Annotated in this window: 12 protein-coding genes; 5 read left to right on the top strand and 7 right to left on the bottom strand. The window is 66.0% G+C overall.

Annotated features, from left to right (window positions below; translation table 11 throughout):
* Positions 1-3: 3 nt before the first annotated feature.
* Positions 4-135: a transposase gene (locus tag GT590_RS14800; RefSeq protein WP_368854010.1), complete on the top strand. Its 132-nt coding sequence runs from the start codon at positions 4-6 to the stop codon at positions 133-135.
* A gap of 199 nt (positions 136-334) precedes the next feature.
* Here GT590_RS14800 and GT590_RS05245 read toward each other — a convergent pair whose 3' ends face one another.
* Complete coding sequence (locus tag GT590_RS05245) at positions 335-1,939, bottom strand: FAD-dependent oxidoreductase (RefSeq protein WP_114551924.1); 1,605 nt, start codon at positions 1,937-1,939, stop codon at positions 335-337.
* Between the two features lie 375 nt (positions 1,940-2,314).
* Positions 2,315-3,778, bottom strand: coding sequence for a helix-turn-helix transcriptional regulator (locus GT590_RS05240; protein ID WP_114551925.1), 1,464 nt, complete (start codon positions 3,776-3,778; stop codon positions 2,315-2,317).
* Between the two features lie 366 nt (positions 3,779-4,144).
* Between GT590_RS05240 and GT590_RS05235 the strand changes: the two genes are divergently transcribed.
* Both GT590_RS05235 and GT590_RS05230 read left to right on the top strand, forming a co-directional pair.
* On the top strand, positions 4,145-5,914 hold the full coding sequence (locus GT590_RS05235; RefSeq protein WP_114551926.1) for an MDR family MFS transporter: 1,770 nt from the start codon (positions 4,145-4,147) through the stop codon (positions 5,912-5,914).
* A gap of 289 nt (positions 5,915-6,203) precedes the next feature.
* Entirely contained in the window at positions 6,204-7,136 is a 933-nt protein-coding gene (locus GT590_RS05230; RefSeq protein WP_240133128.1) for an endonuclease domain-containing protein, read from the top strand.
* A 212-nt stretch (positions 7,137-7,348) separates the two neighbouring features.
* Here the strand turns inward: GT590_RS05230 and GT590_RS05225 are convergent, their stop codons facing one another.
* From GT590_RS05225 to GT590_RS05215, 3 genes are read right to left on the bottom strand one after another with little or no spacing between them, the layout of a single operon-like run.
* Positions 7,349-8,200: an RNA methyltransferase gene (locus GT590_RS05225; RefSeq protein WP_021410405.1), complete on the bottom strand. Its 852-nt coding sequence runs from the start codon at positions 8,198-8,200 to the stop codon at positions 7,349-7,351.
* Complete coding sequence (locus tag GT590_RS05220; protein ID WP_009305788.1) at positions 8,197-8,844, bottom strand: cysteine hydrolase family protein; 648 nt, start codon at positions 8,842-8,844, stop codon at positions 8,197-8,199. The genes GT590_RS05225 and GT590_RS05220 overlap by 4 nt, the downstream gene beginning before the upstream one ends.
* Entirely contained in the window at positions 8,841-9,515 is a 675-nt protein-coding gene (locus tag GT590_RS05215) for a Crp/Fnr family transcriptional regulator (RefSeq protein WP_009305789.1), read from the bottom strand. The genes GT590_RS05220 and GT590_RS05215 overlap by 4 nt, the downstream gene beginning before the upstream one ends.
* 187 nt (positions 9,516-9,702) lie before the next feature.
* On the opposite strand from GT590_RS05215, the gene hcp reads away from it, so the two are divergent.
* Entirely contained in the window at positions 9,703-11,298 is a 1,596-nt protein-coding gene (gene hcp / locus GT590_RS05210) for a hydroxylamine reductase (protein ID WP_009305790.1), read from the top strand.
* A 227-nt stretch (positions 11,299-11,525) separates the two neighbouring features.
* Here the strand turns inward: hcp and GT590_RS05205 are convergent, their stop codons facing one another.
* Both GT590_RS05205 and GT590_RS05200 read right to left on the bottom strand, forming a co-directional pair.
* Positions 11,526-12,428: a VIT1/CCC1 transporter family protein gene (locus tag GT590_RS05205; RefSeq protein WP_009305791.1), complete on the bottom strand. Its 903-nt coding sequence runs from the start codon at positions 12,426-12,428 to the stop codon at positions 11,526-11,528.
* Between the two features lie 323 nt (positions 12,429-12,751).
* Positions 12,752-13,210 carry a hypothetical protein gene (locus GT590_RS05200; protein ID WP_009305792.1) on the bottom strand — a complete coding sequence of 153 codons (459 nt, stop codon included), beginning with the start codon at positions 13,208-13,210 and terminating at the stop codon, positions 12,752-12,754.
* Between the two features lie 87 nt (positions 13,211-13,297).
* Between GT590_RS05200 and mazG the strand changes: the two genes are divergently transcribed.
* The gene (mazG, locus tag GT590_RS05195) at positions 13,298-14,269 is read left to right on the top strand and encodes a nucleoside triphosphate pyrophosphohydrolase (RefSeq protein WP_009305793.1); all 972 of its coding nucleotides are present in this window, start codon (positions 13,298-13,300) and stop codon (positions 14,267-14,269) included.
* The last annotated feature ends 215 nt before the right edge of the window (positions 14,270-14,484 follow it).

Raw genomic sequence — 14,484 nt, 5'->3', positions numbered from 1 at the left:
GGGCTGAACTCCGTCATCCAGTCGGTCAAGCGCGCGGCGAGGGGGTACCGCAACTTCGAGAACTTCAAGGCGATGATCTTCCTGCACCTGGGGAAGCTGTCGCTCGGGATCCCCGAGAGGTATGGTACCCACTAGAAACAGCGAAGGACCAACATTCGGGGTCGAACAGGAGAAGGAGCCCGAACGACGGTTTTGAGAGCCGGCGGCCACGATGCGGCTGCGACCCGTTTGTATGCAAAGCGCCCTCTGGCGAGAGCCAGAGGGCGTGAGGGGAGGGAAGGCGGTGTGATGACGCCCGGGCCCCGGGCGTGCCGGCTCCCGGGCGTTCGGCGCGTTACGCGCCGTAGTATTCCAGAGCCGACTGGGCGGCGATGCGGCCGGTGACGGTGCCCATGCACATGGACGAGCCGCTCACGGCGTAGCGCATGTAGAACAGCTCGGCGTTGCCCAGCGTGCCGCCGGCGTACAGGCCGGGGACGGGCTTGCGGTCGGCGTCCAGCACTTCGGCCTTCGTGCTGATGGCCAGCTGGCCGAACGAGTCGTTCGTGTTCGGCGTGATCTGGATGGCGTAGAACGGCGCCTTCTCGATGGCATGCAGGTCTTCGGGCTTCTTGTGGAAGTCGGTGTCCTCGCCGGCCTCGCACAGCTCGTTGTAGCGTTCGATGGTCTTCATCAGCGGGTAGGAGGGCAGCCCGGCAGCCTCGGCCAGCTCCTCGATGGTGTCGGCCGTGTCGACGACGCCCTTCTCCACGCCCTTCTTGATGAGCTCCATGCGCTTCTCGGGCTGCTGCGAGTCGCAGATGATGGTGAATTCCTTGCGGCCGCTTTCCACGAAAGGCGTGAAGTAGTCGAACTGGCTGGTCATCGACTCGTTCGCGCAACGATAACCCAGGTCGGTGACGAATACGCCCGTGTTCACCATGCGCAGCGCGCTCAGCTCGTCGTTGAGCGGCAGCGGTTCGCGGCCCACGAGGTGGATCTGCGACAGGCCGCCCTTCAGCAGCGTCATCGCTCCGGTCTGCTTCGCCAGCTCGATGCCGTCGCCCGTGTTGCTGGGGCTGCTGAACGTGTGCCAGCCCACGGTGCCGGGCGCGTACAGCTCCTTCGCCCAATCCTGGCCGTCGAAGCCGCCCGAAGCCAGCATGACGGCCTTCGCGTTGATGGTGTACTCGGTCTTGCCCTGGCGCGCCTTCACGCCCGCGGCCTTGCCGCCGTCCATGAGCACTTCGATGGCGCGCGTTTCCATCATGATTTCCACGCCGTTCTTCTCGGCTTCGGCGATGAGGTTGTCCACGATGCCCTTGCCGCTGGTGGTCGACAGCATGGAGCGGTCGGACACGTTGTCGCCCGGCTTCTTGTCGAAGTCGCAGCCCAGCTCCACCAGCCAATCCATGGCCGCGCCGCCGTTCTCGGCCACGAGGCGGCAGATGTCCATGTTCGCGTCTCCGTCGGACTGGTCGAAGAAGAACTGCGCCACCTCTTCGGGCGTGCCGTAGTTCGTGTAGCCCAGCTCGTCTTGCTTCTTCGCGCCGCAGCAATAGAAGTTGCCGGAGCAGATGGACGAATCGCCGCCGGTCACGTTGTGCTTTTCAAGCACGATTACCTTGGCGCCGGCGCGCGAGGCCTCCACGGCCGCGCTCATACCGGCCACGCCGCTGCCCACGATGACGAAGTCGACGTCCTTGGTTTCCTGCTTCTCGGCCGGGGTCTCGGCGGCGGCTTGGATGGTGTCGGGCTTCTGGGCGTTGGTTGCGCTCGACGCGTTGCCGGCGCTTGCGGCATTGGAACCGCTTTCGGTGCTTGCGGGCGCCGCGGTGTTTTGCGGCGCGCAGCCGGCGAGGCCGCTTCCGGCTACGACGGCTGCCGTCGCGCCCAGTCCCATAAGGAACGAGCGGCGCGAAACGCCTGCGGATGCGATGTTCTTTCCCTCTGTGCTCATGATGATCCTCCCTGTTCGACGATGCTTCTTGTCGGCGGTCGACCCTCCTCCGGTCGATCCGCTGTCGCCATCCTGCCAGGGAACGGGGCCGCCCCGCCAGCGCCAAAGTGGGTGGATTGGGAAAACCCTCCATAGTGGAGGGGTGGAGGGTGGAGGCGCGAAGGCGGGTCGGGAGGCGGAGCGCCGCTGCACCTTGTCATCCTGAGCGCAGCGCCGTAAGGCGCGGGGTCGAAGGATCCCGTGCGGTGCCAACTGGAAGCGCCGCAGCTGCCGCCGCACGGGATCCTTCGACCCCGCGCTTAGCGGGTCCCCCTGCGCTCGCTTCGCGCGCTCGGGAGTTCGACAGTCTGCTGGCCTGTCGAATGCTGCGCTCGCTCAGGACGACAGCGGGCGTCCCTCCGCGTGGAGCTCGACGCGGTCGAGGAGGTCTTGCTTGTCGACGGCGCTGCTCTTCTGGTACACGTTGTGGATGTAGCCCTTGATGGTGTTCGGCGACAGCCCCAGCTCGTCGGCGATGTACGTGCGCGTGCGGCCTTGGCACAACAGGATCAGCACGTCGGTTTCACGGGCGGTGAGGGCATGGGCGGCGGCGAACGAGCGCAGCAGATCGACTTGCATCGTGCGCACGTCGCTCGTCTCGGGTACAGGCGACGACGACGGCGCTTCCTTCTGCGCGCGTCGGGTTTCCAGCCGCTTCGCCACGATGGGGTTGAGCGCCAGCACGAACAGCGACACAAGTGAGATGAGCGCGAGTCCCGTCACCAGCATATCCTGCGCGATCACCGCCGCGCCGAACGCGACGCCTCCGAGGATCAGCAGCGCCGACGCCCCCAGCGCTACGCTCAGGTACACCCACATCGACACGTGGTCGCGTTCGCCCAGCAGGCACACGGCGATGCGAACGTTCATGCCCGACAGGTAGAACGCCACGAACACGAGCACCGCCGCAATCACGTGCACGATGGGCGAGGTGATGAACGGCAGCGCGATCAGCGCCACGGCCACGATGGGGAACAGGATGTCGTACAAATCGCCCACCGACAGCGCGTGCTTCTTGCGCACCACGTACGCCAGCATGATGCCGGCTGCCAGCAAGATGCCCAGCACGGCCTGCGCGGCGATGGGCACGGGCTCCTCAACCACGGTTGCCACCTGGCTCACCGCGCCGAACACGAACGAGAACACCGCCAGGTACGACACCGCTTTTACGAAGTCGCCCGCGCCGCCCTGCGCGAGGCTGACGCGCCGTGCCGTTGCATCTATCGGCGCCGTGCGCACGAGCGGCAACGCCGAAACCACGATGATGGCCAGCGCGAACAGCAGCTCGAAGGTGCCCGATGCGACGAAGATGACGGCCGCTACCGCTCCGCCGCACAGAAACGACAGCGGCACGGTGCGCGCAAGCGACACCTGGCCGCGCTCGTGCAGGCTGGTGATGCGCGCCATCCACGCCAGTTCGGCGGTGGCCAATCCGTAGCCGATCAGGCTCGAGGCGGCGATGGCGTACGGCCAGCCGCCCTCGATGAGCCCCACCAGCCGCGCGAACATGAGGGCGTTGCCCAGGAAGGCTGCGGCGAAGGCGCTGACGATGCGCGCGCGGCGCGTGGGCTTGCGGCGCAGAGCGTGGGCCAGCGCGGTGCCGGCCATCGTCAGCGCGTACGCGAGGAAGAACAGTGCGCCGAACGCATCGCCCGCCCCGTGCGACAGGCTCATCTCCTGAAGGAACGTGCTGGAGATCATGAGGGGGAACGTCAGCCCGCACACGATGCCGTATCCCACGGCGCTGCCCGCGAGCGTGCGTTTCGCGCCCGCGGATTCCGGCTTGGTTTCGTGCTGCATATCCCCTCCCTCCTCGTTCCCCGTATTCTACTCGACGCGCGCGCCGAGTAGCGGACAGGTTTCGCGCGCATGCAAAACGCATAGCGCATCGGAAGGGAGAGCGGACGGTGGCGTACGAATGTTTCACGTGAAACATTCGCGTTCCGATGCGGGAGGGCCTCGGCGAGGACGGCATCGCGACCTGCTAGGCCATCATTCTGCGCCAGCATTCCTCCTCTGCTCGGGGGCTTCGTTCGGGCGTTGGCGGGCTTCCCCACGAGTGCGCGACGCTCTGCTGACCGTTCGGTTTCCGTGTGCTGCGGCCGCATGCTCGTCCGCGCGACCGCGGCCATACTGGAAAGGATCACGCAGCGATAAGGAGCAGGCATGGAAGGCATAGACCGGACGGCGCTCGCGCCCGCGGACGCGGCGCGCGTGCACGAAAGCGACGAACCCGAAACCACCCCGCTGACCTCGACCGTCGACGATGCCGAGCGCGCGGCGGCCTTTGATGCGCCTTCGACCGCAGCACGCTCCGGCCATGTCTCGGCCTCGACCACGTCCGACGCGGCCCGCGACGCGGCGGCGCGCACCCGCGCGCGCGAGCTTGCCGCAGCGTCGGCGCGGCAGGGCGGCGTGCCCGCGAGCGAGCCCAAGCCCGAGCATTCGCGCGGCGTGGCCGCCGTGTTCGCCGGGTTGCTGCTGGCCATGTTCGTCAGCACGCTGTCCGAGACGGTGACGGCCACCGCGCTTCCCACCATCGTGGGCGATCTGGGCGGCGTCGACCATATGCAGTGGGTGACCACGGCGTACATCCTGGCGTCCACCGTCATGATGCCCATCTACGGCAAGCTGGGCGACCTGTTCGGCCGCAAGTACCTGTTCATCATCGCGCTGTCCATCTTCATCGTGGGGTCAGCCACGTGCGGGCTCGCGCCCAGCATGGACGGCCTCATCGCGGGCCGCGCCGTGGAGGGGCTCGGCGGAGGCGGCCTTATCATCCTGGCGCAAGCTACCATCGCCGACATCATCCCGCCGCGTCAGCGAGGGAAGTACATGGGCCTCATGGGTTCGGTGTTCGCGGTGTCCACGGTGGTGGGGCCGCTGTTGGGCGGCTGGTTCGTGCAGGTGACGGGGTGGCGCTGGCTGTTCGCGTTCAACATACCGCTGGCGCTGCTGGCCATCGCGGCCGTGGCGTTCTTCCTGACGAAGCCCGTGCGGCGCGACGACCGCCCGCCCATCGACATCGGCGGCATGATGGCCATGGCCGTGTCGGTGTCGTCGCTGGTGCTGGCCACGGCGTGGGGCGGCACGCTGTTCCCGTGGATCTCGCCGCAGATATTCGCGCTGTTCTTCGTGGCGGCGGTTGCGTTCGTGCTGGTGGAACGCAAGGCGAAGGAGCCCATCATCCCCATGCTGCTGTTTAAGAACCGCAACTTCGTGGTGTGCACGGTCACCGGCATGTTCATCATGCTCGGCATGATGGGAACCATATCGTACCTGCCCACGTACTTCCAGATCGTCGAGGGGCTGGCGCCCGAGCAGGCGGGTCTCATGACGGTGCCGATGATGGCGGGCGTGCTGATCACGGCGGTGGGCACGGGCTTCCTCGCCACGAAAACGGGGCGCTACAAGTGGATGCCCATCGCGTCGTGCGCCGTGACGGCCGTGGGGTTCGTGCTGCTGTCGCAGCTGACCGTGGGCACGCCGCTGGTGGTGACGGGCGTGTTCCTGTTCGTGCTGGGCTTCGGCATCGGTCTGGGCCAGCAGATCCTCGTGCTCATCGTGCAGAACGAGTTCCCGCACGCCATCGTGGGCACGGCGACGGCGGCGAACAACTTCTTCCGGCAGATCGGCTCCACGCTGGGCGCGTCGCTGGTGGGCGCGCTGTTCACGTCGCGCCTGACCGCCGACTTGGCCGCCAAGCTGCCGCACGTGGACAACATCAACATGAACCGCATCACGCCCGATTTCGTGCAGCACCTCGACAGCGGCACGCGCGCCATCATCACCTCGGCGTACAGCGACGCGTTGGTGCCCATCTTCCTGTACGTGGTGCCGTTGCTGGTGGTGGGCTTCGTGCTGATGCTCACGCTCAAGGAGCACCCGCTGGCCACGAAGGTGAACCACACCGGCCACCCTGGCGACACGGTGTAGGACGCAATGAGACATCGACCCCGTCCCCTTCGCGTCCCCGTCTCACCCCCGGACGAGATAGCGGGGCGGGGTTGACGTCTCGTTCGGCTCCCTCCCTCCCTCCCTCCCTCCCTTTCGGCAGCACGGATTCACGGTTATGAACGATTATCTCGCCGAATCAGCCGTCTCCACGCGCATAACACCAGGTGGGATTTTTCTCAGCTGGAAAAATCGTTCATAACCGTGAATCCGTGCATTTTTTCGCTTAGTCGCACTGTGAACTTTTGAGCGAATATCCTACTATGATGGCATGGAGCCAGTTCTCAGCCATCTATCCGCGTTGGAATATTGGAGGTCGGTTCGCGTCGGTTCGCGAAGCTTTCGCACCGTCCAAGACCCCCGGCGGTTCCTTGCGGCTCCTCCGCGGAAGGGCGAGCTTGCCGACCCCGGTCCGTGGTGGCTCACGCGTCCGCTGCACGTGCTGGTGGGCAGCGACGCGGCGCGCCGTATGTCGAGCGAGGTGGTCTGCCATGTGGAGAGCGCCGATCTTCCTGTCGGATCGATTTTGGACACGCGGAACGGTTTCTGCGTTTGCTCGCCCGAGCTCTGCTTCGTCCAGATGGCCAATGTGCTGGGGCTGGAGAAGCTTATCGCGCTGGGTTTCGAGCTGTGCGGCACCTACGACACGTGGTGCGACGAGATTCGGGAATGCGCGCCGTTGACCACCGTCGAGCGGTTGCGCGCGTTCACGGAAAACGTGGGTCCTGTGCACGGAAGGAAGAAGGCGGCTCGAGCGCTGCAATACGTGATGGGCGATTCGGCATCGCCTCGGGAAACCGCCCTCGCCATGCTCTTGTGCCTTCCGTATCGTTTGGGAGGGTACGGCATCGAGGCTCCTCGCTTGAACTGCCGAATCGACCTGGGGCGGAGAGAGCGGCGCATCGCGGGCAGGAAGTATCTCGTTTGCGATTTGTATTGGCCGTCCGTCAAGCTTGATGTCGAATACGACGGCGGCGTTCATGCGGAAGCCGAGCGCATGGCGAAAGACTCGATGCGCCGGGACGCGTTGGTTTCCATGGGGGTCACGGTGGTTTCGGTGACGAAATGGCAGCTCGATCGCAGCGGAGAGCTGAACGGGATCGCGCACCTGATCGCCGAGCGGCTGGGGAAACAGCTTCGGTACAAAGATCCCGGGTTCACGCGCGCGCACATGAGGCTCCACAAAGAACTGTTTGGTCGATAGCCGGCCGGGGGCTGCCGCTCGATGGTCGCGCAGCACGGACTCACGGTTATGAACGATTATTTCGCCGACGAAGCCGAATTCGCGCGCATAACCCCAGGTGGGATTTTCTTCAGCTGGAAAAAATCGTTCATAACCGTGAGTCCGTGCTGCGCCGGGGCGAATCCGTGCTGCCGCCGGGGCGAATTCGCGCCGCAGCTGCCGTGCCGTGGGGTTTACGCGCGCAGCTGCCAGAAGGCTACGGCGCTGGCGGCGGCCACGTTGAGCGAGTCCACCCCGCAGGCCATGGGGATGCGCACGGTGTAGTCGCAGCGGGCGATGGTGTCGTGCGCGAGGCCGTCGCCCTCGGTGCCGAACACCAGCGCCAGGCGCTCCTCGGCGTTGAGGGCGGGATCGTCCAGCGGCACCGAGTCGTCCGTCAACGCGAAGGCTGCGGTCTTGAAGCCCAGCTCATGCAGCAGCGGCACGCCGTCGGGCGCCCAGCCGCCCGTGCCCGTCGCGCCCGCGCCGGCCTCTTCGCCGATGCGCGTCCACGGCACTTGGAACACCGTGCCCATCGACACGCGCACGGCGCGCCGGTACAGCGGATCGTAGCAGGCGGGCGTCACCAGCACGGCGTCGATGCCGAGGGCTGCGGCCGAGCGGAAGATGGCGCCGACGTTCGTGTGGTTCGTGATGTCTTCCAGCACCGTGATGCGCCGCGCTCCGCGTACGATATCGGCCACGCTGGGCAGCTGCGGGCGGCGGAACGCTCCCAGCGCGCCGCGCGTCAGCTCGAACCCGGTGAGCTTCGTCAACTCGTCGTGCGGTGCGACGAACACGGGGACGCCGTCGCCCCAGCGCGCGGAGATCTCGTCGATGATCGGCTGCATCGCGGGCAGCCATTTCGCTTCCATGAGCAGCGACAGAGGCTCCATGCCAGCCGCCAGCGCGCGCTCAATCACCTTGCCCGACTCGGCGATGAACAGCGCTTTCTCCGGCTCCAGCTTGCTGCGCAGCTGCGCCTCGGTCAGCCGCGCGAACGCATCCAGCCGCGGATCGTCCAGCGTTTCCACGTTCTCGATCATCGGGCTGCCTCCTCGAAGCATGCCTCGCGCACTCCGCCCGCCACGTCTGCGACGTTCGCCAGACCGCGTTCGCAGAATTCGTCGCAGGTCATGATGTGGGCGCCGATGAAGGCCATGTCCTCGATGTTCGCCGCCTGCACCTCCGGCGTGCGCGACGACGTGCAGTCTTCCAGCAGCACCACATTGTAGTCGAGCGACAGCGCGTCGTAGCAGGTGGTGCGGATGCAGTTCGGCGTGGTGGTGCCGATGAGCACGACGGTGCCCACGCCCAGGCGGCGAAGCACCAGGTCCAGCTGCGTGGCGAAGAACGCGGAGAAACGCGGCTTCGCGATCACGCGGTCGCCCGGCTGCGGCGCCAGCGGTTCGTACTCGTCCAGCGTGCGCGGGCTGGCGCAGGCGCGCGACACGGGCTTGCCGCCTTCCACCCAGCCGCGATGCCGCGCGGCTTCCACATCCGAGCCGTCGGCAGCGTACTCGCGGATGGCGTGGAACACGGGCATTCCCAGCTCGCGCGCTCGGTTGAGCGCTCGCGTGCAGGCGGGCACGGTGGCTGCGGCTCCCGCCACGCATAGCGCCGACGAGGAGTCGAGGAACCCGTGTTGCATGTCGATGATGATGAGGGCTGCTTTGCGCGGGTCGATCATAGGGCGCTCCTTCGCACGATCTCGAACTGGTTCCTATTGTAGTCGATGAGGCCGTCCCTTTTCATCCGCGACAGCTCGGCGCACATGGCACTGCGGTCCACCGACAGGTAGTCGGCCAGCTCCTGGCGGTCGAACGGGATGACGAAGCGGCTGGCGTGCGCGGCTTCCGCCTGGTCGGAGAGGTACGACAGCAGCTTGGCGCGCGTCGTGCGCTTCGTGGTGTGCTCGATTTTGCGCGTCAGCGCGTGGGTGCGCTTCGCCACGATGCCCAGCAGGTTGCGGATGAGCCGGGCGTGGAACGCGCACGACGACGGGCACATGGTGGTCACGCGCCCGATGTCCAGGAACAGCACGGTCGCGTCTTCGGCTGCCACCACGTTGATGTCGAAGGCCAGGTCGGGCTCGCAGGCATACACTTCGGCGAACGATTGGCCCGGTCCGAACGATGCGAGGATGCTGCGGTTGCCCCAGTAGTCCTCCTTCTCCAGCCGTACCGAGCCTTCCAGCATGATACCCATCGCCGTGGTGCGGTCGCCCACGCGGAAGAGGTAGGAGCCTTTGGGGAATGTGCGCTTCCGCGCGCCCAGGCACTGCAGCATGGGCGCGAGGTCGGCGGCGTCGATGTTCGCGAACAGGGGCGATCGGCCGATGAGGGGCAGGTGGTGTTCCATAGGGCTCCTTTGTTGTAAATACAACGGAAATGCTTGAACCAGTATCGTAGGGTAAGCGTCATCAGGCAAGCAAGCGATGACCGAGCGCTGCGCACTGCACCGTGAACGGCATGCGGCGCGAAGGGGGGCAGTCCCCTTTCGCGCCGCTCTGGCGGGGTTTGAGCGCAGGCGCAAGAGAGGACGAGACATGGGCGATACGGCGACGATGTTCTGCTTCCAATGCGAGCAGACGGCTGGATGTACTGGCTGCACCGGGGCGACCGGCGTGTGCGGCAAGCAGGCGAGCACGGCTGTTTTGCAGGACGAGGTGACGGGCGCGCTCGTTGCTCTGGCGCGAACCGTACGTGCTGCGGGGATGAACGGGGACGCGCGGCGAACGGCGGACGATCTTGCGATGGAAGGTTTGTTCGCTACGCTGACGAACGTTGATTTCGACGATGCGGCCTTGGCCGACCTCCTCGCGCGCGTCCATGCCGAGCGCGATTCCGTTGCAGCGTCGGCGCAGGTGGGGGCTGCGCCCGACTACGATCTGGCCATGCTGTGGAACGCACCCGAGGACGCGCGTTCGCTCAAGTCGCTGGTGCTGTTCGGTCTGCGCGGGCTGGCGGCCTACGCCTATCATGCAGCGGCGCTGGGCTATCGCGACGACGCGGTGTCGTCCTTCCTGCATGAAGGCTTGGCCGCGCTGGCCGACGACGAGGCCGACGCCGACGTGTTGCTGCCGCTGTCGCTCAAGGTGGGCGAGGTGAACCTGCGCTGTATGGAGTTGCTCGATCGGGCGAACACCGAGACGTTCGGCACGCCGGAGCCCACCACGGTGACGCGCGCGGTGGAAGCCGGCCCCTTCATCGTGGTCTCTGGTCACGACCTGCACGACCTCAAGCTGCTGCTCGATCAGACGGAAGGCCGCGGCGTGAACGTCTACACGCACGGCGAGCTGCTTCCCGCGCACGCGTATCCCGAGTTGAAGCGCTATGCCCACCTCAAGGGCAATGTGGGAACCGCATGGCAGAGCCAGCGCGTCGAGTTCGCCGACCTGCCCGCGCCCGTCCTGTTCACCACGAACTGCCTCATGCCGCCGGCGGCCTCCTACGCCGACCGCGTGTTCACCACCGGTCCTGTGGCGTACCCCGGCATGATGCACGTTGAGGCTGCGCCCGACGGCGGGAAAGACTTCGAGCCGCTCATCCAGCGTGCGCTGGAGCTGGGCGGTTATGCGGCTGCAACCGATACGACCGGCACGTTCACCACGGGCTTCGGCCACAGCGCCGTCCTCGGCGTGGCCGACACCGTGGTCGACGCGGTGAAGCAAGGCGCCATCAGCCGTTTCTTCCTTGTGGGCGGCTGCGACGGTGCGCGTCCGGGCCGCAGCTACTTCCGCGACTTCGTGCAGCAGGCTCCCGACGACAGCATCATCCTGACGCTGGCGTGCGGCAAGTTCCGCTTCAACGACCTGGACTTGGGCACTATCGGCGGTCTGCCGCGCATCATGGACATGGGTCAGTGCAACGACGCGTACGGCGCCATCCGCGTGGCCGTGGCGCTGGCCGAGGCGTTCGACTGCGGCGTGAACGACCTGCCGCTGACGCTGGTGCTGTCGTGGTACGAGCAGAAGGCCGTGTCCATCCTGCTGACGCTGTTGCATCTGGGGATTCGCGGAATCTACCTGGGTCCGACTCTGCCCGCATTCGTGTCGCCCGGCGTGTTGGATGTGCTGGTGCGCGAGTTCGACGTCCGCCCCATCACCACGCCGGAGGAGGACTTGAAGGCGATTTTGGCGTAGCTCCCGACCATGCGTGCGAAGGAGCGAAGCGGGGTGCTAAAAACGAAATTGAGTTGAGAATCCGGCGGGTATTCCGAAGTTTTCTCAATTGGTTTGAGAAAACTTCGGAACGTTTCAAAGCGGAGCTGTACCAAGCGCGTCAAAGCGTGTCAAAGGGACGGGTGATTTGACACGCCTTCGATACGCTCACGAATGGCGCGAAAGGGGACTGTCCCTTTTCGCGCCACTTAGATATCCACGCCCAGGAACTGCTTCACCAGGATGCCGATGACGAACGACAGCGCCGCCACGCCCAGGCTGATGCCGGCCATCTGGCCGAATCGTTTCTTGAACGGAAGATCCTGCGCCACCGAGAGATAGTAGTTGAACACCACGAGTATCAGCAGCACGATGACTACCATGGTACCCATGGCCCACAGGTAGTGCGACTCGTCGAACAGCAGGTACGGCAGAATCAGCAGCGCTACCGTCACGAGGTAGGCGACGCCCGTGTACGAAGCCGACTTCAGCGCGTCGGGACGCCCCTCGCTCTTCGACGACAGGTACTCGCTCGACGCCATCGACAGGGTGGCTGCGATGCCGGTGATCAGACCCGAAAGCGCGATGAGACGCGTGTTCTGCATAGCCAGCGTCAGACCCGCCAGCGTACCGGTCATCTCCACCATGGCGTCGTTCATGCCCAGCACCATGCTGCCCACGTACGACAGGCGCTCCTCGTCCAGCATCGCCAGCAGCGCCTGCTCGTGCGATTCCTCGTCGGCGCGGATGCCCAGCGCCTCGGGCGCTTCTTTCGCCAGCTCCTCGTACGAGATCTGGGCCTTCTCCTCGCCCCGCTCCATCAGCTTGACGGCGAACGTGAAGCCGAACACGCGCGCGATAAGGGAGAATCGCAGCACCTTGCCGCGCTGGGGCTTCATCGCCTCGCCAGTGTAGCGCTGCCAGATGGCGGCGTGCTTCGCCTCCTCGTCGGCGATGCGCAGCAACGCGGCGCGGTTGCTCTCGTCCTTGGTGCCGGCCGCGATGCGCCGGTACACTTCGGATTCGGTCACCTCGTTCTGCTGGAAGATGCGAACCTGTGCGAGCGCTTCGGGGGAGAGCTGCGCGGTCGGGGCGGGTGCGGTATCGATCATGATGCTCCTCGCTGTTTCTTTTTCGGTTCGGCTGCCAGCATATCCGATTTTGCTATGTCGTGGCTGCTGTTTTCCGGTTGCGCCGCATCTTTCTCGCTCCGTGTCCGATCCCGTGCATCCGATGGTGCCGCCGGTGGCGAAAAAGGCTCGAATTCGGAAGTTTCGGAGCGTGCCGCAGGCGCTGCGAAAAACGCTCTTTCTCGTAATACCTGGTCATCGAAGTGCCCTTCATGGATACAGGCATGCCGTGCCCTCCTGAGGGGCGCGATGGTTTCCGAATTCGGCATCTTTTTGCCATTTCGAGCCCGGGGCGTTGCACGCTCTCAGGTCTGGGGCGTTGCACGCTTCACCCAGAGCAGCCACCCGAAGGCGGCCGCCATCAGCACGAGGCCTGCGGCGTCGAACAGGATGAAGCGCTCGATGCTGGCGGAAAGCGCGGCGTGGCCGGCGGGCAGCCCGAAGCGCAGCCACGATTCGCCGGCAAGGCCGATGGCCTGCTGCACCAGCACGATGACGGCCACGGCGCGGAAGCGCAGCGGGCTGGCGATGACGGCGGGGTAGGTGGCGTTCCACATGAGGAACGCGATGCCGAGGCCCTGCACGGCCGCGGCGCCCGGCACGCCCGCCACCTCGAACGACGGTGCGTAGGCATCGGGCCAAAGCACGAACGACGCCGCGCACTGCACGTTGATGGCAAACACCAGCAGAAACGCTGCGCGCGCCAGCCACGCGGCGCGGCGTACGCGCACGGGCAGGTCGTTCGTGTCGGCGGGTTGGTTCATACCGATATCCTTTCGCATTGTCGTGCAGCATACCACGCCCCTCGCGCGGCGGTATACTGCTGTTGAGCAACCGAAGAAAGGATCTCCATGACTGCCTCCGAACCCACGCCGCCCATCGCATCCCCGTCTCCTGCCGCGCCCCTCGCAAGCCAGCTTGCGGCCAACCCCTGCAGCCATCCGTCGTTCGACCAGTTCGTCGCCACCATCGCCGCGCTGCGCGCGCCGGACGGATGCCCGTGGGATCGCACGCAGACGCACCAGAGCATCGCGCACAACATGATCGAAGAGGCATACGAGGCGGTGGACGCCATCGAAGCCGCCGATGTCGCGCACCTGCGCGAGGAGCTGGGCGACGTGCTGCTGCAGGTGGTGTTGCAAAGCCAGATAGCTTCCGATGCCGGCGAGTTCGACATCAACGACGTGTGCGCCGACGTGAACGAGAAGATGGTCCGCCGCCATCCTCACGTGTTCGGCGAGGCGCAAGCCGCCAACGCCGGGGACGTGCTGGATCTGTGGGAACGGGTGAAGATGGCGGAGAAGGGCGCCGCCGACGAGGCGGCCGACGGTGCGGGCGAGCGGCGCGAAGGCCTGCTGGACGGCGTGCCCACCAGCTTCCCCGCGCTCATGCAGGCGCAGAAGATATCTCGCAAGGCCGCGGCCGCCGGGTTCGAGTGGGACTCGCTTGACGGCGTGTGGGAGAAAGTGCGCGAGGAAATCGCCGAGCTGCAAGAAGCCTACGCCGTCGCGCCCAAGGCGGCGAACGGCAAGGTGGACGCCGCGGCCGCTTCCGCAGGCGCGGCCGTCGACCCCGCCGCGGCCGAGGCGGCCGTCGCCGCCGTCGAGGACGAGCTCGGCGACGTGCTGTTCTCGCTGGTGAACGTGGGCCGCCGCATGGGCGTGGACGCAGAAGGTGCGCTGCGCTCCACCTGCCGCAAGTTCCGCGACCGATGGGCCTGGATGGAGCAAGCCGCCTGGCAGCAGGGTCGAACCATCGAAGACCTCTCCAGCGAAGAGCGCGAAACCCTGTGGAACGAGGCGAAGAAGCGCGAGCGATCGTAGGGTCGCCTCCTGTCGTCCTGGGCGCCCGCACCGCTTCGTTCGGGTCTCCGCTTCAACCCTTTGGCACATTTGATGGCGCAGGTGGGCGTAAAGCGCTAAACTGTATCCCCATCGTCATACATCCTACCAAGAAGGCGAGGAGGGCGATGCGTCCTGCATGGGAATTTGGAATCGAAAAAGACTCGCTGGAGGAAGAAAAAACCGACGGGGGGGGG

This window comes from Eggerthella sp. BIOML-A1 (genome assembly GCF_009875595.1).
GTDB lineage: Bacteria > Actinomycetota > Coriobacteriia > Coriobacteriales > Eggerthellaceae > Eggerthella > Eggerthella lenta.
This window is presented reverse-complemented; position numbering and strand designations above follow the sequence as displayed.